At 70.1% G+C, this 23,458-nt stretch carries 22 protein-coding genes and 2 tRNA genes; 5 read left to right on the top strand and 19 right to left on the bottom strand.

Features of this window, described 5'->3' with window-relative positions; genetic code table 11:
* Positions 1-100 precede the first annotated feature (100 nt).
* From AC0QR5_RS02025 to AC0QR5_RS02010, 4 genes are read left to right on the top strand one after another with little or no spacing between them, the layout of a single operon-like run.
* Positions 101-1,312, top strand: a complete 1,212-nt coding sequence (locus tag AC0QR5_RS02025; protein ID WP_329859938.1) for a sensor histidine kinase — start codon at positions 101-103, stop codon at positions 1,310-1,312.
* The gene (locus AC0QR5_RS02020) at positions 1,309-2,028 is read left to right on the top strand and encodes a LytR/AlgR family response regulator transcription factor (RefSeq protein ID WP_329859937.1); all 720 of its coding nucleotides are present in this window, start codon (positions 1,309-1,311) and stop codon (positions 2,026-2,028) included. Before AC0QR5_RS02025 ends, AC0QR5_RS02020 begins: the two co-directional genes overlap by 4 nt.
* Positions 2,025-2,390, top strand: a complete 366-nt coding sequence (locus tag AC0QR5_RS02015; protein ID WP_329859935.1) for a hypothetical protein — start codon at positions 2,025-2,027, stop codon at positions 2,388-2,390. The genes AC0QR5_RS02020 and AC0QR5_RS02015 overlap by 4 nt, the downstream gene beginning before the upstream one ends.
* Positions 2,387-3,877 carry a sodium/solute symporter gene (locus tag AC0QR5_RS02010; protein ID WP_329859933.1) on the top strand — a complete coding sequence of 497 codons (1,491 nt, stop codon included), beginning with the start codon at positions 2,387-2,389 and terminating at the stop codon, positions 3,875-3,877. Before AC0QR5_RS02015 ends, AC0QR5_RS02010 begins: the two co-directional genes overlap by 4 nt.
* On the opposite strand, the gene AC0QR5_RS02005 is transcribed toward AC0QR5_RS02010, so the two are convergent.
* From AC0QR5_RS02005 to rpsB, 8 genes are all read right to left on the bottom strand, one after another.
* Positions 3,858-4,442, bottom strand: a complete 585-nt coding sequence (locus AC0QR5_RS02005; protein ID WP_329859932.1) for a DivIVA domain-containing protein — start codon at positions 4,440-4,442, stop codon at positions 3,858-3,860. The two genes, AC0QR5_RS02010 and AC0QR5_RS02005, sit on opposite strands and share 20 nt — an antisense overlap.
* Before the next feature lie 187 nt (positions 4,443-4,629).
* Positions 4,630-5,238 carry a hypothetical protein gene (locus AC0QR5_RS02000; protein WP_329859931.1) on the bottom strand — a complete coding sequence of 203 codons (609 nt, stop codon included), beginning with the start codon at positions 5,236-5,238 and terminating at the stop codon, positions 4,630-4,632.
* 347 nt (positions 5,239-5,585) lie between these two features.
* A complete protein-coding gene (locus AC0QR5_RS01995; protein ID WP_329859929.1) occupies positions 5,586-6,239 on the bottom strand; it encodes a DUF6318 family protein in 654 nt (217 codons plus the stop codon).
* A 154-nt stretch (positions 6,240-6,393) separates the two neighbouring features.
* The gene (locus AC0QR5_RS01990) at positions 6,394-7,299 is read right to left on the bottom strand and encodes a phosphatidate cytidylyltransferase (protein WP_430970674.1); all 906 of its coding nucleotides are present in this window, start codon (positions 7,297-7,299) and stop codon (positions 6,394-6,396) included.
* Positions 7,299-7,856: a ribosome recycling factor gene (frr, locus tag AC0QR5_RS01985; protein WP_329859928.1), complete on the bottom strand. Its 558-nt coding sequence runs from the start codon at positions 7,854-7,856 to the stop codon at positions 7,299-7,301. Before frr ends, AC0QR5_RS01990 begins: the two co-directional genes overlap by 1 nt.
* An 82-nt stretch (positions 7,857-7,938) precedes the next feature.
* Positions 7,939-8,694 (bottom strand): UMP kinase, encoded by a 756-nt coding sequence (gene pyrH / locus AC0QR5_RS01980; protein ID WP_329859927.1) that lies wholly within the window; start codon positions 8,692-8,694, stop codon positions 7,939-7,941.
* 171 nt (positions 8,695-8,865) lie between these two features.
* A complete protein-coding gene (gene tsf / locus AC0QR5_RS01975; RefSeq protein ID WP_329859926.1) occupies positions 8,866-9,705 on the bottom strand; it encodes a translation elongation factor Ts in 840 nt (279 codons plus the stop codon).
* A gap of 110 nt (positions 9,706-9,815) precedes the next feature.
* Complete coding sequence (rpsB, locus tag AC0QR5_RS01970) at positions 9,816-10,688, bottom strand: 30S ribosomal protein S2 (protein WP_329859924.1); 873 nt, start codon at positions 10,686-10,688, stop codon at positions 9,816-9,818.
* A 504-nt stretch (positions 10,689-11,192) separates the two neighbouring features.
* On the opposite strand from rpsB, the gene AC0QR5_RS01965 reads away from it, so the two are divergent.
* Positions 11,193-11,816, top strand: a complete 624-nt coding sequence (locus AC0QR5_RS01965; RefSeq protein ID WP_329859923.1) for a murein hydrolase activator EnvC family protein — start codon at positions 11,193-11,195, stop codon at positions 11,814-11,816.
* A 126-nt stretch (positions 11,817-11,942) separates the two neighbouring features.
* Here AC0QR5_RS01965 and AC0QR5_RS01960 read toward each other — a convergent pair whose 3' ends face one another.
* The 11 genes from AC0QR5_RS01960 to AC0QR5_RS01910 form a co-directional block, all read right to left on the bottom strand.
* Positions 11,943-13,145 (bottom strand): glycosyltransferase, encoded by a 1,203-nt coding sequence (locus AC0QR5_RS01960; RefSeq protein WP_329859922.1) that lies wholly within the window; start codon positions 13,143-13,145, stop codon positions 11,943-11,945.
* A 65-nt stretch (positions 13,146-13,210) separates the two neighbouring features.
* Positions 13,211-13,287: transfer RNA gene (locus AC0QR5_RS01955), tRNA-Ile, on the bottom strand.
* Between the two features lie 62 nt (positions 13,288-13,349).
* Positions 13,350-14,540, bottom strand: coding sequence for a glycosyltransferase (locus AC0QR5_RS01950; RefSeq protein ID WP_329859921.1), 1,191 nt, complete (start codon positions 14,538-14,540; stop codon positions 13,350-13,352).
* A gap of 70 nt (positions 14,541-14,610) precedes the next feature.
* A complete protein-coding gene (locus AC0QR5_RS01945) occupies positions 14,611-15,513 on the bottom strand; it encodes a DMT family transporter (RefSeq protein ID WP_329859920.1) in 903 nt (300 codons plus the stop codon).
* Positions 15,501-16,121: a CDP-alcohol phosphatidyltransferase family protein gene (locus tag AC0QR5_RS01940; RefSeq protein ID WP_329859918.1), complete on the bottom strand. Its 621-nt coding sequence runs from the start codon at positions 16,119-16,121 to the stop codon at positions 15,501-15,503. The genes AC0QR5_RS01945 and AC0QR5_RS01940 overlap by 13 nt, the downstream gene beginning before the upstream one ends.
* A 47-nt stretch (positions 16,122-16,168) precedes the next feature.
* Positions 16,169-16,960, bottom strand: a complete 792-nt coding sequence (locus AC0QR5_RS01935; protein WP_329859916.1) for a phage holin family protein — start codon at positions 16,958-16,960, stop codon at positions 16,169-16,171.
* A 180-nt stretch (positions 16,961-17,140) separates the two neighbouring features.
* Positions 17,141-17,213, bottom strand: a tRNA-Asn gene (locus AC0QR5_RS01930).
* Between the two features lie 100 nt (positions 17,214-17,313).
* Positions 17,314-19,008: an ABC transporter family substrate-binding protein gene (locus AC0QR5_RS01925; RefSeq protein WP_329859904.1), complete on the bottom strand. Its 1,695-nt coding sequence runs from the start codon at positions 19,006-19,008 to the stop codon at positions 17,314-17,316.
* Positions 19,009-19,020: 12 nt separating this feature from the next.
* On the bottom strand, positions 19,021-21,261 hold the full coding sequence (locus tag AC0QR5_RS01920; RefSeq protein ID WP_329859902.1) for an ABC transporter ATP-binding protein: 2,241 nt from the start codon (positions 21,259-21,261) through the stop codon (positions 19,021-19,023).
* Complete coding sequence (locus AC0QR5_RS01915; protein ID WP_329859900.1) at positions 21,258-22,217, bottom strand: ABC transporter permease; 960 nt, start codon at positions 22,215-22,217, stop codon at positions 21,258-21,260. Before AC0QR5_RS01915 ends, AC0QR5_RS01920 begins: the two co-directional genes overlap by 4 nt.
* Positions 22,214-23,197, bottom strand: coding sequence for an ABC transporter permease (locus AC0QR5_RS01910; protein ID WP_329859898.1), 984 nt, complete (start codon positions 23,195-23,197; stop codon positions 22,214-22,216). Before AC0QR5_RS01910 ends, AC0QR5_RS01915 begins: the two co-directional genes overlap by 4 nt.
* Positions 23,198-23,458: the final 261 nt, after the last annotated feature.

Here is a 23,458-nt window from a genome sequence, read left to right as displayed (position 1 = left end):
GCGTGCGCCGAGCGGCACCGCCACCCGACGAACGGCGGGGCCCGGACGGGGCCCCACGGGGCGCCGCGCGCGGCCCCGGCGGGCCGTCTACGCTGGGTCCATGATGTCGACCGCGCTGGAGACCACGCTGATCGCCGCGATCGTCCTCGTGGCCGTCGCCGTGGTGCTCTTCATCGGCTACCGGATCGTCCGCTCCTCCCGCGATCTGGGCACCGACGCCGACCGCGCGACCTTCGAGACCCTGCACACCGTCTCCTTGGCGGCGCCCCACTTCAGCGCGGGCCTCACGGCCGAGGGGGCCGGCAAGGCGGCGCGGCACCTGCGCGGGCTGCTGGCCTGCGACGGACTCGCGATGACGGATACGACGTCGGTGCTCGCCACCGAGGGCCGGGTCCCCGGCGCGGACCTGCCGGGGATCGCCGCGGGCGCCCTGGCCACGGGACGCACGGAAATGGTCCGGGTCGGGGATGTCGACGCCGTCTGCGCGCCCGTCGTCGTCGGAGACCGGATCGCCGGTGCGGTGATCGCCTTCACGGACCGGGCGGACGCCGGCCTGGTCCGCGCGGCGACGGAGGTCGCCGCGTGGGTGGCGGCACAGCTCGGGCTCGCCGAGCTCGACGAGTCCCGGGCCCTGCTCATGGAGGCGGAGGTCCGCGCCCTGCGGGCCCAGATCAGCCCGCACTTCATCTACAACAGCCTCAACGCCATCGCCTCGTTCATCAACACCGATCCGCAGCGAGCCCGAGCGCTCGTGGTGGAGTTCGCGGACTTCACGCGCTATTCGTTCCGCCGCCACGGGGACTTCACGACGCTCGCGGAGGAACTGCAGGCGATCGACCGCTACCTGCTCCTCGAGAAGGCGCGCTTCGGCGAGCGGATCCAGGTCAGCCTCTCGATCGCGCCCGAGGTCCTGAGCACCGTGATCCCCTTCCTGTCCCTGCAGCCGCTCGTCGAGAACGCGGTCCGCCACGGACTCGAGGGCGTCGCGGAGGGCGGGCTGATCACGCTGACGGCCACCGATGCCGGGGAGTACGCCGAGATCACCGTGGAGGACGACGGCGTCGGCATGGATCCCGAGGCGCTGCGCGCAACCCTCGCCGGCACCGTCGAGGGCGTGCACGTAGGGCTGCGGAACGTGGATGTCAGGCTGCGCCAGGTCTACGGCCAGGAGCACGGACTGGTCATCGACACCGCCCCCGGCGCCGGAACGCTGATCACCCTGCGGATCCCCAAGTTCCAGCCCCGCCACGACGCCTCCCCGCGGGCGGGCCGCGGAGCAGGTGGAGGCGACGGCCTAGAATTGCAGCCATGATCAACGTGGTCGTCGCCGATGACGAGCTCCCCGCCGTCGAGGAGCTCGCGCACCTCCTGTCCCAGGACGCGAGGATCGGCCAGATCCACCGTGCCACGTCCGGTGCCGAGGCCCTCAAGGCCCTCGAGGAGTTCGAGGTCGACGCCCTCTTCCTCGACATCCACATGCCGGCCCTCTCGGGCTTGGACATCGCCCGCGTCATCTCCCGCTTCAGCCGGCCCCCCGCCGTCGTCTTCGTCACCGCGGACGAGGACCAGGCCCTCGAGGCCTTCGAGCTGGCGGCCATCGACTACGTGCTCAAGCCGATCCGACCCGAGCGCCTCGCCGAGTCCGTGCGGCGCATCAGCGAGCAGATGTCCGGCGAGGCGCCGGCCGACCCCGAGCTCGTGACCGTCGACCAGGGCGGCGTGACCAAGATGATCCGCCGCGACGAGATCACCCACATCCAGGCCCAGGGCGATTACGCGCGGCTGCACACCCCCGAGGCCAGCTACCTCATCCGGGTGCCCCTGAACGACCTCGAGCAGCAGTGGGCGTCCGCCGGCTACGTGCGCATCCACCGCAGCTACCTCGTGGCCATGGACCGGATCGAGCAGGTCAAGCTCCAGACCGGGCGCGCCTGCGTCCTCGTCGCCGGCACGGAGCTGCCCGTCAGCCGGCGCGCCCTGCCGTCCCTGCGCGAGCGGCTCGCCGCCAACCGGGTGCGCCCGTTGTGAGCCGGCCGGCGCGCCCGGAGCGCGTCCGGGTCACCGCGCCCGCCGACGCCCGGGTACCCCGGACGGGGCGCGGGGCAGCGGATCCGAGCGGGGACTTCTACGTGCGGTCCCTCATCCGCTCCCAGCTGCGGCTCGCCCTCTCCGTCGCGATCGGCTTCCTCCTGCTGCTCGTCGGCCTCGCCGTGCTCGTGGCCGCATGGCCGCAGATCCACGACATCCGGCTCCTGACCGTCCCGCTGCCCTGGCTCGTGCTGGGCATCGGCGTGTACCCGATCATCCTGCTCGGCGCGTTCGTCTACAACCGGGCCGCCGCCCGCAACGAGGAGCGCTACCGGGACCTCGCCGACCCGGGGGGATCGTGAACCCGTCCACGGCGCTCGCCGCCGTCGTCCTCGTGACCGCCGCGACCGTGCTCGTGGCCGTGTACGGGCTGCGCCTGTCGAGGACGACGAGCGACTTCTACGTGGCCTCGCGGACCGTGAAGCCGTGGTGGAACGCCTCGGCGATCGGCGGCGAGTACCTCTCCGCCGCGAGCTTCCTCGGCGTCGCCGGCCTCATCGTGGTCTCCGGCCAGGATGCCCTGTGGTTCCCCATCGGCTACACGGCCGGGTACCTGATGCTGCTGCTCTTCGTGGCCGCGCCCCTGCGCCGCTCCGGCGCCTACACGCTGCCCGACTTCGCCGAGGCCCGGCTCGGGAGCATGACGCCGCGGCAGGTGACGAGCGGCCTCGTCGTCGTCGTCGGATGGCTGTACATCGTCCCGCAGCTCCACGGGGCGGCGCTCACGCTCGGCATCACGACGGGACTGCCGGGCTGGCTCGGGGCCGTCCTGGTCATGGTGATCGTGTGCGTGACCGTCCTGGCCGGCGGGATGCGCTCGATCACGTTCGTCCAGGCGTTCCAGTACTGGCTCAAGCTCCTGGCCCTCGCCGTTCCGGCGGTCTTCCTGCTCCTGCACCTGGGCCTCGCCGGGGAGTCGGCGACCGCGGGAGGCCGGGCGTTCGAGCGCGGCCCCGGGACCGGGCTCGGGATCTACGGGACCATCTCGCTCATCGTGGCGCTGCTGTTCGGGACGCTCGGGCTGCCGCACGTGCTCGTGCGCTTCTACACGAACCCGGACGGCCCCTCGGCCCGGCGGACGACGGTGATCGTGCTCGGACTGCTGTCCCTGTTCTACCTCTTCCCCACCATGCTGGGCGTCCTCGGACGCACCTTCACCCCCGAGCTCGCGGCGAGCGGAAACGCGGACGCGACGATCCTGCTCCTGCCTGGCCGGATCGTCGGCGGGACCGCCGGAGACGTGCTGTCCGCGCTCGTCATCGGGGGCGCGTTCGCCGCCTTCCTGTCGACGACGTCGGGCCTCGTCGTCTCGCTCGCGGGCGTGATCAGCCAGGGGCTCTTCAAGGGCACCGTGCGCGGGTTCCGGATCTCCACGGTGGCGGCGTGCGCGGTCCCGCTCCTGCTCGCCGTGGGGACGAGCAGCTTCGCGCTGGCGGGGGCGATCGGCTCGGTCTTCGCCTTCACGGCCTCGACGATCTGTCCCCTGCTGCTGCTCGGGATCTGGTGGCGGCGCCTCACGGCGGCCGGTGCGGTCGCCGGGATGGTCGCCGGCGCCGTCGCGTGCGGCGGGGCGCTCGTGGCCGCCGGACTGCCGTTGGGGCTGCCCTCCGGCGTCGTCCAGCTGCTGGAGCAGCCGGCGGCCTGGACCGTGCCGCTCGCGTTCCTGACCATGGTGGTGGTGTCGCGGGCCGGGAGGCCGGCCGCGCACGTGGGCGCCGTGATGGCCCGGCTGCATGCGCCGGAGGCCCGGATGCCCGGGCCGGAGGGTCCTAGTCGATCGAGGCCATGAGCTCCACGACGCGGTCCAGGAAGGCGTCGACCTGGCTCTCCTCGTAGCCCTCGTGGCCCCGCGCCTCGCGGAAAGTCGCGCGCCGGACGACGTCGACGCTCATCGGAGTGTCGTTCTCGAAGTAGTCGACGAGCTGGGAGCAGAGCTCGTCGACGTCCTCGACGTTGTAGCTGGGGGCGCCGCGGCGGCTGGGGCGGCGGAAGCGCTCTCCCGGCTCGCGGTGCAGCCGGCCGCGGAGGATGGCGGAGAGCCGTCCGACCTGCTGGAGCCAGGCCTCCTCGCCCTGGCCCTCGATGAGCGCCTCGCGCTCGCGCTGGGCGAAGACGTCCTCGAGGCGGTCCAGCGCGAGGTCGACCTCGCGGGCGTCGTAGCCGCCCTTCTGAGGCTCGAACGCGGTGCGGCGGATCAGGTGGCTTGTCACGATGCTCTCGTCATCGCCTGCGCCGTTGAAGGTCGCCCGGGCGCGGGCCAGGAAGTTGTCCACCTGGCGGATGTTGTAGCCGAACTCCTGGGCCGGGACACGTTCGAAGGGCGTCTGCGTCGTCGATGTGGTCTCGTGGCTCACTACGGTCTTCCTCAACTTCGGCCGGCGCCGCTCGGACTGGATGCTCATCAAAGCGCGGCCGCCGGGGCGGACCGCTCAGACCATCTTACCCAGCAGTCGCAAGTGCGGCTCCCACCCGGCGCCGGAGGCGTGCGGACGTCGTGGCTCCGGGGCCGGCGGTCCCCGGCGCCGGCAGGGGCGTCCGCCGTCACTCGTCGTCGCCGACGAACGGCGAGGCGCAGCCGGGTCCGTCCGGATTGGCCGTGCAGTCCTCCGCGACCAGGAGCTTCCTGGTCCGCCAGACGCTCATCGTCAGCGGGTCGCTCGGGACGCCGGCGACCCCGGGGATCGGAGTCCACGGTCCGCCCTCGGTCGAGTACTCGCCCCGGTAGAGGGTGGTCAACCGGACCTGGAAGTCGCCGGTCTCCGTGTAGACGTGGCTGCTCGGAGTCTCGACCGCCAGGTCGTGGTCCGGCATCGGCGCTCCGGCGAAGTCGCGGCGCACCGTCTCGCCGTCCCCGTAGTCCCAGACCCACGTCGTCGGGATGGCCCGCACCCGCACGTCCTGGTCGAAGATCGTGACGCTGAACGTCTGGGTCTCCGATTCCGCGTAGAGATGCGCGTGGCCATTGCGCAGCGAGAACCCGTCCGGCTGGCTCACGACCGACGACGCGAGGATCGGGAACTCCTGGAAGCGCTCCGGCGTGACCACGGCGATCTCCTGCTCCAGGCCCACGATGGTCGGCTCGGGTTCGTCGCGGCAGTAGGTTCGCGTCTCGACAACCTGGCCTTCGCGCGGACCGTTCAGCGCAAACACCCGACGCGTCGTCATGTACGAGCCGTCGGCACATGGCACCTCGCTCAAGGCGATACATGAACCCAACGCGGCCTGTTCGGCAGAGCAACCCTGAATGTACACGACTCGATACTGGAGCTTAGGGCCTACGTCAATGTGATCAGAAGTCGTCCCAGCCCATCCGGCCGACCCTGGCTTCTTCGTAGTACACCCTGTCGTCTTGGCGTGCGCGTTGCCACCGCTCAGGCCATATCCCCGGCCGCAGTTCGCGGCGGCAGCTGCCTCATGAACGCCCGCTAGCGAGATGCCAGCCGCGACCAGCACGAGGCAAACGGCGATCCTCAGGAAGCTGAATCGACAACTCACGGCTAGGAGTCTTCCGAGACATCGAACCCCACAACGGTCCAACCATCGTCGAACTCAGTCGAAATGGCGCCGAGAATGTCCTCTTCCTCCTCGGCCTCGCCGTTGAGCGTCCCATCGCTGTTGTAAATCGTCATCGGTGCGACCACCACTCCGAATGTCGCGATTCCAGTGCCCGCTTCCTCGCTGTGGGAGGTGAACACCGTCACATCGTGCTCCCCGCCAACGATCCACGCGCCCGCTTCCTTGTTCAGGTCGGCCACGTCGATGAATGCCGTGGCACACAGCTCACAGGAACGCGACGTAACGGCCTTGAGCGGAGCCGAGTCCTGAGTCTGCCCCGTGTAGTTGATGAGGTCGAAGTAGTACTCGACGAAGGCCTTGAGCCCCTCCGCCGTCTGCTCCTTGGCCTCCGCCGGCATCTCCGGAACGGGCCAGTTCTCGGCGGGGCCCGTCGAGCTCGCCGGGACGGGCGTCGGCGAAGCACTGCTCGGTGCCGCGCTCGATGAAAGCGCCGCCGACGAGGTGGGAGCCGCCCCGGAGGAGGTCTCCGGTGACCCGGGCTCGGCCTCCCCGCCGCCCGCACACCCGGCCGCGAGCAGGGCAACGGCCAGGGGAACGGCCAGGAGGCGCGACCGCGCGATCGAACGGCTCAGCATGGGGACCTCACAGAATGTTGACACCAGAAGTAAAAACATCCTATCGCGAAATGACGTCCGTAGCCGGTTGTCCACAACCGGCCCGGCAGGCAACACGGAAAGGGCCCCGCCATCAGCCGGGGCCCTTCCTGGTGATTCCCTTGCGCCGGGCGGCCTATCCGCCGCCGGGCAGCAGCAGCACCGACAGGATGTAGGAGACGGGAGCCGCGAAGACCACCGAATCGAGGCGGTCCATGACTCCCCCATGGCCCGGCAGGAGGTTGCTCATGTCCTTGATGCCGAGCTCGCGCTTGACCATCGACTCCGACAGGTCCCCGGCCGTCGCGGCCGCAACCGTGGCCATCGCGAGCGGCACGCCGGCCCACCAGGGCTGGTCCAGAAGGAACACCGTGGCCAGGATGCCCACGGCCACGGCCCCGGCGACGGACCCGCCGAAGCCCTCCCAGGACTTCTTGGGACTGATCTTCGGCGCCATCGGATGCTTGCCGAGGAAGGCACCCACGAGGTAGCCGAAGGTATCGTTGGCGACCACGAGCAGCAGCAACGTGGCCACCTTGTACGGCCCGTGGTCCTCGTTCAGCAGCAGCACCGCGAAGCTGATCAGGAACGGCACCCAGAGCGCGATGAACACGGAGGACATCACGGAGCGCAAGGCCCCGGGGCCGCCTTCGATGACCCGCCACAGCAGGGCGAGCACCGCCGTCCCGGCCAGGGCGAACCCCAGCCCCTCGGCCCCGGCGTAGTAGGCCGAGAACGGCATCGCCACGGATCCGACGGCCAGCGGTGCGAGCGGAACCTGGACCTTCGCGGCCGTCAGCGCCCGGCTGATCTCCCAGCATCCGACGACGCCGAACAACGAGATCGTCACCACGAACGCCAGCGGCAGGAGGAACATGCCCAGCAGGACGGCCGCCAGGAGCAGCACGCCCACAACGATCGCGGCCGGAAGGTCGCGTCCCGCCCGGGACTGCTTGCCGCCTCGCATCGAACGCCGCGTCGGGGCGGCGGGCGGTGGCCCGGCGTCCGGCGGAGGGACGTCCGGCTGCGTCGGGGTCGTCATCAGACCTCCAGCAGCTCCGCTTCCTTGCGCTTGAGCAGCTCGTCGATCGCGTCGGTGCTCTTCTTGGTCAGGGCGTCGAGTTCCTTCTCGCCGCGCGCGCCGTCGTCCTCGCCGACCTCGCCGTCCTTGACGAGCTTGTCCAGGGCGTCCTTGGCCTTGCGGCGGTGGTTGCGGATCGCGACCTTGGCGTCCTCGCCCTTGCCCTTGACGACCTTGACGTATTCCTTGCGCCGCTCCGCGGTGAGCTCGGGCAGGACCACGCGGATGACCTTGCCGTCGTTGGACGGGTTGGCGCCGATCTCCGAATCGCTCAGCGCCTTCTCGATCTCGCGCAGCGCGGAGGTGTCGTAGGGGGTGATGAGGATGGTCCGTGCGTCCGGGACGCCGAAGGAGGCGAGCTGCTGCAGCGGCGTCGGCGAACCGTAGTAGTCCACGAGGACCTTGGAGTAGAGGGCGGGGTTTGCCCGGCCGGTGCGGATCGTGGCGAAGTCTTCCTTCGCCGCCTCGACGGAACGCTCCATCTTGTCCGCGGCGTCCAGCAGGGTTTCGTCAATCACTGTCTTCTCCTTCGGGATCCGGGCCGCGAAGTCGCGGTCCCCGGGGCTTGAACGGGCTCTTGGATCATCCTATGCCACCTGCTCAGACGGTGACGCGGGTTCCCATTTCCTCGCCGAGGATGGCACGCGTGACGTTGCCGTCGCCCTCCATCCCGAACACCATCATCTCGAGCCTGTTGTCCTTGCACATCGTCATCGCGGTCTGGTCCATGACCCGGATGTTCTTGATGAGCGCCTCGTCGTAGGTCAGGGTGTCCAGCTTGACGGCGGACGGGTCCTTCTTCGGATCGGCGGTGTAGATGCCGTCGACGCCGCTCTTGGCCATGAGGACGACGTCGGCGCGCACCTCGAGCGCGCGCTGTGCGGCGACCGTGTCGGTGGAGAAGTAGGGAAGGCCGGCGCCGGCGCCGAAGATGACGACGCGGTCCTTCTCGAGGTGGCGGATGGCGCGGCGCGGAATGTAGGCCTCGGCGACCTGGGCCATGGAGATCGCCGACTGGACGCGGGTCTCGACGCCTGCCTGCTCGAGGAAGTCCTGCAGCGCGAGGCAGTTCATGACGGTTCCCAGCATGCCCATGTAGTCGGCACGCGAGCGGTCCATGCCGGACTGGCTCAGCTCGGCGCCGCGGAAGAAGTTGCCTCCGCCGACGACGATCGCGGTCTCGACCTGGCCGACGGTCTCGGCGATCTGGCGCGCGATGCCGCGCACGGTCTCGGGATCCACGCCGAGCTTGCCGCCGCCGAACACCTCGCCGGAGAGCTTCAGCAACACGCGCCGACGCTGCGGGGCGGTCTCCTCGGCCGTGAGCGGTGCTGCCTGTTCCTGCGTGGCTTCCATGGTGCCTCCTGTCGCGGACCCGGGATCCGCCGTCGTCTTGGCTGCTGGGTGGTCTGTGGTGGGCGGCCCGCCGGAAGGGGCGGGACGGCAGGGAAAAGGGGTGGCCACCGTGTGGTGGCCACCCCCTTTGCTGCCTTGCGCGGCGGGCGGTATCCGGCCGCCTTGGTCCTGCTAGGAGCCTACGCGGAAACGCGCGAAGCCGGTAGCGGCAACGCCGGCCTCGTCGAGGACTTTGCCGACGGTCTTCTTGGCGTCCTTGGCGAACGCCTGGTCCACGAGGACGATCTCCTTGAAGAAGCCGGTCAGGCGTCCTTCGACGATCTTCGTCAGCGCGGCCTCGGGCTTGCCCTCGGCGCGGGCCGTCTCGTCGGCGATGCGGCGCTCGTTCTCGACGGTCTCGGCCGGGACCTCGTCGCGGGAGACGTACGTCGGAGCCATCGCGGCGGTGTGCACGGCGACATCGTGGGCGACGGTCTGGGCGGCCTCGCCGGAACCGTCGACGGACAGGAGCACGCCGACCTGGGCCGGGAGGTCCTTGGACGTCTTGTGCAGGTAGGCGTCGACCGTGGCGCCCTCGACGCGGGCCAGACGGCGCACGACGACCTTCTCGCCGAGCACGGCGCCCTCTTCGACGACGTAGTCGCCCAGGGTCTTGCCGTCGACGTCGGCGGCCAGGAGGGTCTCCAGGTCGGCGGCGCCGGAAGCGACGGCGACCTCGAGGACCTTGTTGGCCAGGGCGATGAACTTCTCGTTCTTGGCGACGAAGTCGGTCTCGCAGTTGACCTCGACCATGTAGCCGACGGTGCCGTCGACGACCGTCGCGGCCACGAGGCCCTCGGCGGTGGAGCGGCCCTCGCGCTTGGTGGCGCCCTTGAGGCCCTTGATGCGGATGATCTCGACGGCCTTGTCGGCGTCGCCGTTGGCCTCGTCGAGGGCCTTCTTGACGTCCATCATGCCGGCGCCGGTGCGTTCGCGCAGGGCCTTGATGTCAGCGGCGGTGTAGTTGGCCATGTGCAACCCCATTCTGTGTGGTTCGTTGATGTTCCAGGCGCGGCGGAATGGTCCGCACCCGGTTGACCCGGGCCGGCGGGCTCACGCCCGCCGGCTCGAAACTCGGATGGTTACTTGGCGTCCTCGGCCGGGGCCTCGGCGGCGGGCGCCTCGGTGGCGGGGGCCTCCGTGGCCGGCACCTCGGCGGCGGGGGCCTCGGCGGCCGGAGCCTCCTCGGCGTTGCCCTCGAGCAGCTCGCGCTCCCACTCGGCCAGCGGCTCGGCCGCGGCCTCGGTGTTGCCGGCGGCCTTGTTGTTGCGGGCGATGAGGCCCTCGGCAACGGCGTCGGCGATCACGCGGGTGAGCAGGTTGACGGAGCGGATGGCGTCGTCGTTGCCCGGGATCGGGAAGTCGACCTCATCCGGGTCGCAGTTGGTGTCGAGGATGGCCACCACGGGGATGCCCAGCTTCTTGGCCTCGTCGACCGCCAGGTGCTCCTTCTTGGTGTCCACGATCCAGATGGCGGACGGGGTCTTGGTGAGGTTGCGGATGCCGCCCAGGTTGGCCTGCAGCTTGGTGAGCTCGCGCTTGAGCAGCAGCAGTTCCTTCTTGGTGTGGCCCGAGCCGGCGACGTCGTCGAAGTTGATCTCTTCGAGTTCCTTCATCCGCTGCACGCGCTTGGCGACGGTGGAGAAGTTGGTCAGCATGCCACCGAGCCAGCGGTGGTTGATGTACGGCTGGTTGACGCGCGTGGCCTGCTCGGCGATGGCCTCCTGGGCCTGCTTCTTGGTGCCGACGAAGAGCACGGTGCCGCCGTGGGCGACGGTGGCCTTGACGAACTCGTAGGCGCGGTCGATGTAGGACAGCGACTGCTGGAGGTCGATGATGTAGATGCCGTTGCGCTCGGTGAAGATGAAGCGCTTCATCTTCGGGTTCCAGCGGCGGGTCTGGTGACCGAAGTGGACTCCGCTGTCGAGCAGCTGGCGCATGGTAACGACGGGCATGTCGTCACTCCTTCCGGCAGTGGCGGACCAGCCCGTGGGGGCTGCGGTAACTGCCTGTTGTTTATCGGTTGTCGGCCTCCGCCCCTGGTGGACGGCGCCCCTGGCATCGGCCCCGGATTCCCGGCCCCGCCGCCCCACCGGTATTCCGGACCGAAGGCGGCGCGGTCCACACCCGTTCCCGAGGGTTCCGGTGGTGGATGCGCGATGCGCGAAGTCAGTTCAGCGGCCGGGATCCGGACAGGGATCATCGACGCACAAAACTGCACCCCCAATTGTACTACAGCGCCGCCGCGCCCCGGACCGCGTCCCGGCGCCGCCCGGGGCCCACCCCACAGCCTGTCCCGGCCGCGCGGATCCGCCCTCCACAAGCGCCGCGGTCGGGCAGGGATCCACAGGAGTACGACGCCGGACGGGCACCCGGGCGGCGGCCGGCCAGACTGGTTCGGAAGGCGCCGGGAGACGGCGGACCACAACGGAAGCGGCAGAACGGAACGGGAGGGCGGCATGCGCGTCGTCGAGCACCGGCAGGCGGTTCCGGCGGGCGGGAACAGCCGCCCGCCCGGCCCCTGGCGGACCGGGCATCGCGGCAACAGGATGCCGGGTGCGGGGCGCCGGGCCCCAGCGGTCCTCCTCGCCGCGGCCCTCGCCCTCCTCGGTACCGCCTCGGCCGCGGCCCCCTCAGAGCCGACGGCCGCGCCGACGGGTTCCTGGGCCTGGCCGGTCGGCGGGCCTGCCGGTCCCCGCGTCCTCGAGGGCTTCGATCCGCCGCCGAAGGACTGGATGGCAGGGCACCGCGGCGCTGACCTGGCCTCGTCGCCGGGAACGCCCGTCGTGTCCCCGGCCGCAGGCAGGGTGGCGTTCGCCGGCATCGTCGTCGACCGGCCCGTCGTCACGGTCGACCACGGCAACGGACTCGTCACGAGCCTTGAACCGGTGGAGACGGAACTCGAGGTCGGAGCCGTGCTCGCCCGGGGACAACCGCTCGGCGCGGTCGGATCCGGCGGCCACTGCGGCAGCAGCTGCGTCCACTGGGGACTGCGGCTGGACGGAGAGTACATCGACCCGCTCGACACGGTCGGCGACCGGAGGCCGTCCGTCCTGCTCCCCCTCCCGCCGGGAGGGCGGTGAGCCGCGCAGGACCATGGCGGCTTCGGACGGCCGACCGGGGCGGCCCCGGCCGGCGGCGCACCGGTAGGTCCGAGACCCGGGGCTTGATCGGACGGCAGGCCGGGAGGGGCCGGCGACCGGTGGGCGTCAGCGGCGGACCAGGACCGAGACGTAGGCGTCGAGCATGAGCCGGGTCTGCCGCGACTGCAGGACCGCTTCGGGGTCGATGCCCTCGACGCGGCCGAGGCGGCCGTCCTTCAGCGCGGCGACCGAGGAACGCAACGCGGTGGCGAGCGGCTCGACGTCGTCGGCGTGCTGCCCGGACGGCACCTGGACGAACGAGCCCGGCGGCAGGTCCTCGGCGATCCGGGCGTCGCTGAGGATCGTGGGCGTGCCGAGGGCCGCCGCCTCGAAGACGGTCATGCCCTGCGTCTCGAAGCCGAGCGAGGTCTGCACCAGCGCATCGGCGGCCCGCAGCTCCCCCAGCATGGCCGCGTAGGGGACGGTGCCCCGGAAGACGACGTCCGGCGTCGTCAGCCCCCGCACCGCGGCCTCGGCGCGCGCCCTCTCGGCCCCGTCGCCGAAGACGTGGACCTCGGCGTCGATGCCGGAGCGCCGCACGGCATCGAGGAACGGGAGCAACCGCTTCTCGGGGCTGAAGCGGCCGATCCACACGAGGCGCGGGCGGCCCGATCGCTGCGGCCGCGGGACGGAGAGCAGTTCGGCGGCGAGGTCGTCGTCGAAGCCGTTGGGGACCACGCGGACGGAGTCGAATACCCCGCGTTCCTCGAGGAGGCGGGCGAAGTGGCTGGACGGGGCCGTGACCACGGCAGCCCGTTCGGTCATGACCCGCAGATAGCCCCAGGCGTCCCTGGCCGGCGGCGTCGGCCCGGGCAGCATCGCCCGCATCGCCGGGCCCATGGCCCGCTCGACGACGTCGGGGAACGGGACCGTGGCGCGCAGGCCCACGTCCAGGCGGTTGTGCATGGTGTGGACGACGGGCAGGCGGTGCCGGTGGGCGAATCGGTATCCGGTCGCGGCCTGCCAGAAGTCGGCCTGGACGTGGACGACGTCGACCGGGGCGCTGCCGGCCAGCGCCTCGTCGAGCACGCGATCGGCCCGGCGGCCCGGAAGGCTCACCGAGTACTCGCTGCCGCGCACGCCGAAGCCCGGCAGCTCGATGACGGCGGCGCCCTCGGGTTGGCCGTGCCGCGCCGGCGGAGCGACGACGCTGACCTGGTGGCCCAGCCGCTCGAGGTACTTGCGCTGCAGGCGGACGGAGGTCTGCATGCCGCCGAGGGACTGCGGATGCTGGTCCACGAACATGGCGATGTGCAGCGGCCGGTCCATGCGGCACCTCCCTACGGATTGCTGTCGTGCCCCGAAGGGCGGTCCCGGTACACCGGAACCGCCCGTGGTAGGGCGGGTGGGGCTTGAACCCACGACCCAGGGATTATGAGTCCCTTGCTCTAACCAACTGAGCTACCGCCCCTCGGCCGCGGCACCGCGGAGCGCCGGGCAGCACCAACCATCCTAGTGGACGGCCGGAGGGCTTCATGCGCCGAGGACGTCCTGCGCCGTGGCGCCACGGTAGAGCGCCTCGAAGGTGTTCATCGTCTTCTCCGCACTGTGGAACACGGCCTTCCGGTGGCCGGCCTCCCCCATCGCCGCGCGTTCCTCGTCCGAGGCGGCCAGGACGCGGTCGATCTTCCCGGCCAGGTCCTCCGCGTCCCCCGGGGTGAAGAGGTAGCCGTTCCCGCCGTCGTCCACCAGATGCGGGAGGGCCATGGCGTCCGCCAGCACCACGGGACGGGACGCGGACAGCGCCTCCAGCGTCACGAGCGACTGCAGCTCGGCGGTTCCCGGCTGGCAGAACACGTCGGCCCGCAGGTAGGCGCGGCGCAGCTCCTCGTCGTCCACGTGGCCGCGGAACGCCACGCGGTCCGCGACGCCGAGCTCCGCGGCCCGCCGCTCGAGGTTGGCGCGCTGCTCTCCGCCGCCGATGACCTCGAGGTGCGGAGCGGGCTCGGTCTTCATCCGCGTCAGCGACTCGAGCAGGACGTCGACGTTCTTCTCCACCGCCAGGCGTCCCACGAACAACACCAGCGGCCAGGGGTCCTTCACGACCTCCTCCCCCGGCGCCAGCTCGTAGTGGCTCGAATCGATGCCGTTGGACAGCGGCAGCACCTCGTCGAGGCGGGCGTGGAGCTTCATCGCACGGGCCGCCAGCGGCGTCGGCGTCGTGACGACGTCGGCCCGACCCATGATCTTGCCCATGTCCCGCCACGAATTGCGGGCCACGATGCGCTTGAACCACCGCGGGAACGGCAGGAACGGGTCGAGGTTCTCCGGCATGAAGTGGTTCGTCGCGATGGTCCGGATCCCGCGCTTCACCGCCTGGTTCACCGCCGCCTGGCCCACCATGTAGTGGCACTGGACGTGGACGGCGTCGGGCCGCACGTCGTCGATGATGCGCGCCAGGTCCCGGGCCGCATCCCACGGGAAGACGATCCTGTAGCTCGGGTGCGTCGGGACGGCGTGCGAGGCCAACCGGTGCACGGTCGCCTCCGGACGCTGCTCGACGTAGCCCGGGCCCTTCGAGGCGCGGGCCGCCACGACATGCACTTCGTGGCCGCGCGCCGCCATCGCCGTGGCGAGCCGGTGGCAGAAGACCGACGCCCCGTTGACGTCCGGCGGATACGTGTCCGCGGCGATGAGGATCTTCAGTGGCTTGTCACCGGTCACGGTGGCGGGCTCCTTGCGTCGTTCGGGGGAAGCGGCTGGCGGGACGTGCGGCCCGTGGGACGGGCACCGGCTAGGCGTCGGGATGCTTCCGACGCGCCTCGGCCTGGCGTTGCAGGACGTCCGGGTGGTGCCGGGAAAGGGCAACGACCCCCACGATAGCAACGATGGCGGCCCCGGCCATGGAGATCGCCGTGACCGGATGCACGTCGGGGCGCAGCTCGCCGAGGATCCAGATCCCGATCGCGATCCCCACGATCGGGTCGATCACGGTGAGACCGGCGATCACGAGGTCCGGCGGGCCGCTCGAGTAGGCGTTCTGCACGAAGTACGTCCCGAGCAGTCCGGCCGCGGCCACGGACAGCACCACATACCAGGAGACGTTGGCGAGGAAGAGCCCGTTCGGGTCCATGAGCGCGATCGCGATGGTCCGGACCAGGACGGCCACGAAGCCGAACAGCACGCCCGCGCCGACGATGTAGAAGAAGGCGTTGAGCCGGTGCCGGAAGACGGAAGCGAGTCCTCCGAACGCGGCCACGACCAGCACGAGCAGCAGCACCGTGGTCAGTTCCTGCTCCCGCGTGACGCTGTGGTTCTCGGCCGTCGCATTGATGGCCATGAGGACGAATCCGATGCTGCCGACCATGCATGCCGTGATGGCCAGGACGGTCGGGCGGTTGATCCGGATGCCGAGCTCTCGGGAGTTCACGATCGTGGTGATCACGAGCGCGATCGCCCCGATGGGCTGCACGACCGTGAGCGGCGCCGTCGCCAGCGCGTAGACGTTGAGCGACATGCCGATGACCATCAGGAGCAGGCCGAAGACCCAGCGGGGGTTGGCCAGCAGGCGGACCATGCCACGCGAGGTGACGCTCAGTCCGCCCGTGCTGGCCCGCACCGCACCGCCTTGGCGCTGCGTGCCGAAGGCCAGGAAGAAGGCCGCCGCGATCGCGCAGCAGACGGCTACCCAGACCATGCGGTCCCGGAACGTCGTGCCCTGGCCTTCTGGTGGGCCTTGACGAAGTAGCCGGCCGCGGCGGCGATGTGCAGTGCGCAGGCGATGGCGAGCAGCACGGTCGCCGTCGGACCGATGGCGCTCTCCTCCAGGCCGGGGACGCGGCCCAGCAGCAACAGGGGCGCGCCGACGAGCATCAGGGCCGTGCGGGTCTTGCCCAGTCGCGAGACGCGCAGGCCCGGACTGCCGCCGAAGAGCAGGAGCGAGTTGACGATCAGGATGACGTCCGGCACGACAATCGAATAGACGAGCCACGCCGGGGCGATTCCCGTGACGACGAACGTGGCCGCCACCGTGATCAGCGCCAGGCGGTCCGCGAGGGGGTCGAGCCACATCCCGACGGTGGAGACCTGGTTCAGGCGCCGCGCGAGGTATCCGTCGATCCAATCGGTGCTGCCGAGGACCACGAGGACGACCGTCGCGGCCAGGTACTGCCCGGTGGCGCCGAGCCAGACGAACGCCGGGACCAGGAGGAACCGGCCGACGGTGATGACATTGGGTACGGTCCAGAACGAATCGAGGACGCGGTACTCGATGTCGTCGCGGTGGCCGGCGCCGAAGATCCGCAACGTGGCTCCCCCTTTCTTGTGCTCGGTGGCGGCGCGGCGCCCGGGGCCTACCCCTTGGTCAGGCGCCTGAGGAACACGGCGAGGGCGATGAGGGAGGCGCCCATCACCGCGAGGGGCTGCCACCGTTCGCGCACGAGGCGCGCGGCGTCGTCGCCCACTGCCGACCCGGCGTCGGACACGGTCTGCGAGGCCCGCTCGGCACCGCGGGAGGCGAAGCCCATGAGGCGCTCGACGCCGTGCCCGGCCCGGGTCTTGACGTCGACCTTGGGGCCGATCTCGTCGCGCAGGCGGGCGAGGTGGTCGCGGCGCTCGGCCGAGCGGCGCAGCAGCTCGTCGTAGGGGACGGGCTCCGGCTTGGGCTTCTTCTCCTTGGCGTCTTCCCCGGAGGAGTCCTCCTCCTTCTCGGGCTTGGGCTCGTCGAGGACGGAGGGGTCGAAGGCCGATCCCTCGGCGATCACGCCGAGATCGTGCTTGAACCCTCGGATCGCGTCCTCCGGGACGAGCGGCATGGCCTTCTTCACGCGCCCGAAGCCGATGAGGCCGAGGAGTCCGCCGAGGACCAGGAAGAACGCGGCCACGAGCAGCGCGGCGAGCCACGGCTCGACGACGAGGCCGAGCGCCAGGATCCCCGCCACCAGCAGTGCCACGACGACGAACGCCACGAACACGAGCGCGACGACGGCCAGGGCCGCGGCGATGCCGACGTGGATCCCCTTGGACTTCATTTGGGCGACGGCGAGCTGGATCTCGTCGTTCAACTGCTTGGGTGCCAACCGGCCCGCGTCCTTGAGCAGTCCGATGAGCGATGCCGACTGGCCGTTGGAGGTGCTTCCTGCCATGGTCCGCTTCCATCCTCTCCCGGCCACCCTGGGCCGATCCACACCAAAGCTACCACTGCGTCACGTGGGATCGGCTCAGCCTCCGGGCGTACGACCCCGGGATGAGGCGGGCCGCCACGTCGCGGCCCGGGGACGGGAAAACCCCCGCCTCGAGGACCAAGGCGGGGGTTTTCGGGAACGCTCCCCCGACTGGACTCGAACCAGTAACCCTTCGATTAACAGTCGAATGCTCTGCCAATTGAGCTACGGGGGAATGAAGCGAACAAAACTCTAGCAGGCTCCCGCGCACCAGTGCCAATCCGTGCCGCGGCGGGCGCGCACCCGACGGGGTGCGCGCCCGCCCCGGTCCCGGCCTACTCGGACTCCCAGCCCACGAGCGTCCAGTCCAGGTCCTCGCTGCCCTTGAAGAGCGGCGAGCCGTAGTTCGCCAGCTTCTGCTTGGCGAAGGTGATCAGCGGCCCGTTGAACGCGATGCCCATGGAGTAGTACTTGGCCATGTGCTCCTTCTCGATGTCCATCGCGGCCTTGATGCGCTCGGTGTCGTCCTCGATCTGCGGGACCTCCGCGATCCGGCGGTCCAGTTCCTCGTCGCCGACGCCGTTGGCCGAGACCTTGGTGTCGTAGAACTGCTTGACCGTGTTCGTCGGATCGGAGCCGACCGTGTATCCGGAGATCGTCATCTGGAACGTCCGCTCGCCCATGACCTTGCCGAAGTCCGAGGAACCGCGCTGGTCGATCGAGACCTCCATCCCGGCCTTGTTCAGCTGGTCCTGGAGCGTCTGGACGAGCGCCAGGGTCGTCGGGTCGTCGCCGAAGTTGGTGATCGAGAACGCCACCTTCTCCCCGTCCTTGGCCATGACGCCGTCCGCGCCCTCCTCGTACCCGGCGTCCACGAGCACCTGCTTGGCCGCCTCGGCGCCCGGCTCCTCGACGGGGTAGTTGTCCTGGTAGTGCGGCGAGACCGGCAGGAGCATCATCGATCCCGGCGTCTCCTCCTCCCAGTTCAGTCCGCTGTAGCGCACGGCGGCGAGCGCCTTGCGGTCCACAGCCGTGAAGATCGCCTCGCGGACGGCGACGTCGCTGACGACGTCGGCCTGGGCGTTGATGTTCATGCCGCCGGCGAAGAGCCGCTGGCCGCGGCGGACGTCCGCGTCGGGGGTTCCGTCGAGTTGCTGGTAGCGGTTGAGCGTGTTGGCCGCGGTCGCGTCGATCTCGCCGTTCTTGAAGGCCGCGATGGTCGCCGAGTCCTCCATTTGGCGGAACACGATCGTGTCCAGCTTGCCGGGTTCGCCCCACCAAGCGTCGTTCTTCTTGTAGGAGATCGTCTGCGCGGCGCTGTCGTACTGGTCCAGCGTGTAGGGGCCCGCGCGCCACTCGGGATGCGGTTCGCCGACGAACCCGTCATTGAAGACCTCGGGCGTGTTCACGTCGGGGTGGACGAGACGGTAGAACAGGGCGTCGACGGGGAACGTCGGCGTCTTCATGACCACGGTGACGTCCTTGGCGGTCTCGCCCTGCTCGACGGACTCGATGTACTCGTAGCTGCCCGGGCTGACGATGTCGTTGTCCTCGATGGAGCCGTCGAGCTGCTTCCACGTGTTGATGAAGGAGTCCGCCTCGATGGGCGTGCCGTCGTTCCAGGCGGCCTGCTCGTTGATCTTGATGGTGATGGTCTGGACCCCGTCCACGACATCGCTCTCGAACTCCGTGCAGAAGTCCTCCTTGAGCTGGGGCGTGCCCACGGCGTCCCCGGTCCAGCAGCCGGCCTGGTTCATGGGCGAGAGCAGGAACGCGTTGTCAGCGGAATTGCCGGCGTTGGTGTGACGGTTGAAGTTCGGCCCGACGTTGCCGACCGGGAGGGTCAGGGTCCCGCCGTCGGCGAGCGCCTCGCGGGGCTGCTCGTTGATGTCCACGAGCTGGGCGAGGTCGTCGCCCGAGACGCCGGCCGCGGCCGAGGCCGGGCCGCCGCTTCCGTTGCCGCCGCCCGCGCATGCGGTCAGCAGCAGGGCGGCGGACAGCGCCGCGCCTACCTTGATGTGGTTGTTCATGGCATACCTTTCTCAGTGGTCCTGTCCCGTGGTCCGGTCGAGGCTTGTCGCCGCGGCGCTGACGTGGCCCGCGGAATGTCCCTGGACGACGACGGCGTCGTCCAGGCGGTCGTCGGGGTAGAAGCAGGCGTGGCCGTGGTCGGCGGCCACCGCTTGCAGCTCGGGCACCTCGTCGAGGCACTTCTGCCGGCGTTCCGGCGGGAGGCCCGCGAAGATGGGGCACCGCGAGGCGAAGTTGCACCCCCGGGGCGCGTCGAGCGGCGTGGGCAGGTCGCCGTCGAGGATGATCCGGCGCCGCGCGCGCTCCACCCGGGGATCGGGGATGGGGATCGCCGAGAGGAGGGCCCGCGTGTAGGGGTGCCGGGGGCGTTCGAAGACCTCGTCGACCTCCCCGATCTCCACGATCCGGCCCAGGTACATCACGGCGACGCGGTCCGAGATGTGCCGGACGACGGAGAGGTCGTGGGCCACCATGAGGTAGCTGAGGCCGCGCTCGGCCCGCAGCTGGTCGAGGAGGTTGACCACGCCCGCCTGGACGGAGACGTCGAGGGCGGACACGGGCTCGTCGAGGACCACGAGCCGGGGGTTGGTCGCGAGCGCCCGCGCGATGCCGATCCGCTGCCGTTGTCCTCCCGAGAACTGGTTCGGGAAGCGGTTGACGTGGTCCGGTTGGAGGCCCACGGTCCGCATCAGCTCGAGGATGCGGCGCCGGATCTCGGGCTTGGCCACGCATTGGTTCTCGAGCGGCTCGGCCAGGATCTCGTAGACCGTGAACCGCGGGTCCAGCGCCCCGGTGGGGTCCTGGAAGACCATCTGGAGGTCCTTGCGGACCCCGGTGCGGACCTCGTTCCGGCTCGCCTCGCCGTTTCCGACGCCGTTGATCCGGATCTGCCCGTCCGTCGCCTTCTTGAACTCCATGATCTCGAGCAGCGTGGTGGTCTTGCCGCAGCCGGATTCGCCGACGATCGAGAAGCACTCCCCCTCCCGGATGTCGAAGCTGAGCCCGTCGACGGCCTTGACGGTACCGATCCGGCGCTTCACGAGCGCGCCCTTCATGAGCGGGAAGTGCTTCTTGACGTCGCGCAGCTCCAGGACCGTGCGCCGCTCGGCCCGGGGGACGTCGGCGAGCAGCGATCCCGGGATCTCGGGCGCCGAGAAGACCTGGTGGGCGTCCGGGTTGTCCCTGACGAGGTCGGTCTTGAGGCAGGCCGCGCTGTGGCCCGGGCTTCCGTCGACCGGTACGAGCGCCACGTCGGAGCGGGTGCATTCCTCGGAGGCGAGCGGGCAGCGCGGGGCGAACGCGCACCCGGGCGGCGGGTCGACGAGGTTGGGCGGCGTGCCGTGGATGGGCACGAGCGACTCGGACGTGGTCTGGTTCACGCGGGGCACGGCCGCCAGCAGGCCGAGCGTGTAGGGCATGCGCGGGCCGTAGTAGATGTCCTCGACCGTCCCGTTCTCGACGGCCCGTCCGGCATACATGACGACGATGTCGTCGGCCATGCCGGCCACGACGCCGAGGTCGTGGGTGATCATCATCACGGCGGCGCCGGTCTCCTCCTGGGCGGCCTTGAGCACCTCGAGCACCTGCGCCTGGATGGTCACGTCGAGCGCCGTCGTGCATTCGTCGGCGATGATGACCTGCGGATCGTTGGCGATGGCGATGGCGATCATCACCCGCTGGCGCATGCCGCCGGAGAACTCGTGCGGGAACGCCTTCATGCGCTCCCTCGGGCTCGGAATGCCCACGAGGGCGAGGAGCTCGACGGCGCGGGCGGCCTTGGCCTGCCGGCTCATCCGGGGGTGGTGGACCGTGAGCGCCTCCATGATCTGGTCCCCGACCGTGAAGACGGGGGTCAGGGAGGAGAGCGGGTCCTGGAAGACCATGGCCAGGTCCTTGCCGCGGTAGCGGCACATCTCCTTGTCGCCCAGGCCGAGCAGCTCGGTTCCCCGGTAGCTGATGGAGCCCGTGATCCGCGCGGTCTCGGGCAGCAGCCCCATGACGGCCATCGACGTCACGGACTTTCCGGATCCGGACTCGCCGACGACCCCGAGGGTCTTGCCGGGGTGCAGGTCCAGGTCGATGCCCCGGACCGCGTGGATCACGCCGTTCTCCGTGTTGAAGCGGACGTTGAGGTCCCGGACGCTCAGCACGGGGGCGGGGCCCTGCGCGAGGGTGCCGGCCGCTCCCGTTCCCGGGGCGGGCCGGGCACCCGCGCCCGCGGCCGGAGTGTCACCTAGGGGTCGCTGCTTCATGGCTTGGCCTTTCCGACGGACGTCGAGTGCGGGTCGAACGCGTCCCGCAGGCCGTCGTTCATCATGGCCAGCGCTCCCGTGAGGAAGAACATCGCCGCGAGCGGGAACCAGAACATCCACGGGAAGGAGCTGACCTGGGAGGAGGCCTGGGCGATGAGGACGCCGAGGCTGATGTCCGGGTCCTTGACGCCGATTCCCACGAAGGAGAAGGAGATCTCGGCCAGCACGGCCAGGGAGATGCCCTTGGTGACCTCGAGGACCAGGAGGGAACCGATGTTCGGGACCAGGTGACGCCAGACGATCTTGAAGGGGTGGATCCCCATGAACTGGGCCGCCTTAATGAACTCCCGCGTCATGAGGGACAGCCCGAGCGAGCGGATGAGTCGGGCGGCGCCCATCCAGCCGAAGAGCAACAGGACCGCGGTGAGCAGGATCCACCCGGGGACGTTCTCCTTGAGCCCGCCGCCGCCGCTCGTGGCGATGGCCACGATGAGGATCGTCGGGACCATGATCAGCGTCTCCAGGAACAGCAGCATGTACTTCTCGACCCGGCCGCCGAAGTAGGCCATCGTGCAGCCGTAGACCGCCGCCAGCAGGGCCGATCCGAGACCGACGATCAGTCCGATGACGATCGAGGTCCGGACGCCGTCCACCATCTGCATGTAGAGGTCCCGCCCGCTTTGCGACGTCCCGAACCAGTGCTCGGCCGACGGCCCCTGCGAAACCGCGAGCGGATCGATGGTCCGGCTGTCCCACGGGCTCAGGAGTCCGCCGAACGCGGCGAAGACGCACAGGAAGCCGAACATGCACAGACCGAGGACGGCCGTCCGGTTGCGCAGGAAGCGGCGGAGGATGATGGCGTTCTTGCTCTTGACGACGCCGTGCTCGAGCGTCGGCTCCGCGTCCGGCTCCAGGGTGCCGATGTCCCGGGGGTCCGGGGTTCCCCACGTGGTCATGAGACCCTCACTCTCGGATCGACGAGCGTCGTGGCGAAGTCGGCCAGGATGGCGCCGATGGCGAAGATCAGCGAGGCGTAGGCGACGGTGGCCACGGTGCCGTTCACGTCGGCCATGGAGATCGCCTGGATGCCCCACAGCCCGATGCCCGGCCAGGCGAAGATGGCCTCCGCGAAGAAGCCTCCCGTGAAGATGGCCGGGATGGTGAAGGCGATCGACTGGGCGACGGGGATGAAGGAGACGCGCAGCGCGTGCCGGCTGATCGCCTGGTTGCGGGTCAGCCCCTTGGCCCGCGCGGTGCGCACGAAGTCGGCGTTGACGTTGTCGAGGAGGTACTGGCGCTGCGCGATCTGGTAGGCCTGCCAGCCCATGACCGTGATGGCGAACGTCGGCACGGCGTAGTGGGCGGCCATGTCCCAGAAGGCCTCCCAGCCCGGCTCGACCCCCGGGGTGGCGATGCCCGTGACGAAGAAGATCCGCTCGCCCGCCATGGCGTTGATCTGGATGGCCCCGAGCTGGATCAGGAAGTAGCCGATCGGGGCCGGGAGGATGTAGACGAAGTAGCTGTAGCCGGTGATGAGACGGTCGGAGATCTTGTACTGCCGCGCCGCGGAGACGACGCCGAGGACGACGCCGATCACGAGCGTCAGGATGATCGCGGCGAGGAAGAGGCGGGTCGAGACCCAGACGCGGTCCCCGAACTGCTCGTTGACGAAGGCGCTGTTGGGGCTGCGGCCCCAGTCCCACCGGAAGAGCACGCCCGAGAGCCAGTCGACGTAGCGTTCCCAGGGCGAGGCGGTCGGGTCCAGCCCGAGGCCCTTGAAGGAGCGTTCGACCTGTTCGGGCGTGGGGCGGGGGATCCGTTCCTGTTCCAACAGCGCCGGCTTCATGGTGCTCACGGCCAGGAAGTAGGTGGCGGACGTGGTCAGGAAGATCATGACCACGTAGGTCGCCGCCCGGCGGCCCAGGTACTTCAGCATGGCGCACCCCGCCCCGCGGGCCCCCTCCCGGACCGGGGCGGCCGTACCCGTTCTGGACCTCCCCCAGCCGTCGACAGAACCACGGACCACGCTCCTCACACGCCACGTCAATCAGGCGGAAATCCGCCAGGAACCACTCGACAGATCGTGTTGACCGTCGGGAATTCCAGTCATTCTAGGCACACTCCGCGTCGCCCTTGCGCCGCCTCCACGGAATCACGCCCGCGGAACGTGGAATCGTCGAGCAGGACGGGTGGCCGG

This window comes from Arthrobacter sp. J156 (genome assembly GCF_056172865.1).
The sequence above is the reverse complement of the archived record's forward strand: the minus strand, read 5'-3'. Positions and strand labels throughout refer to the sequence as shown.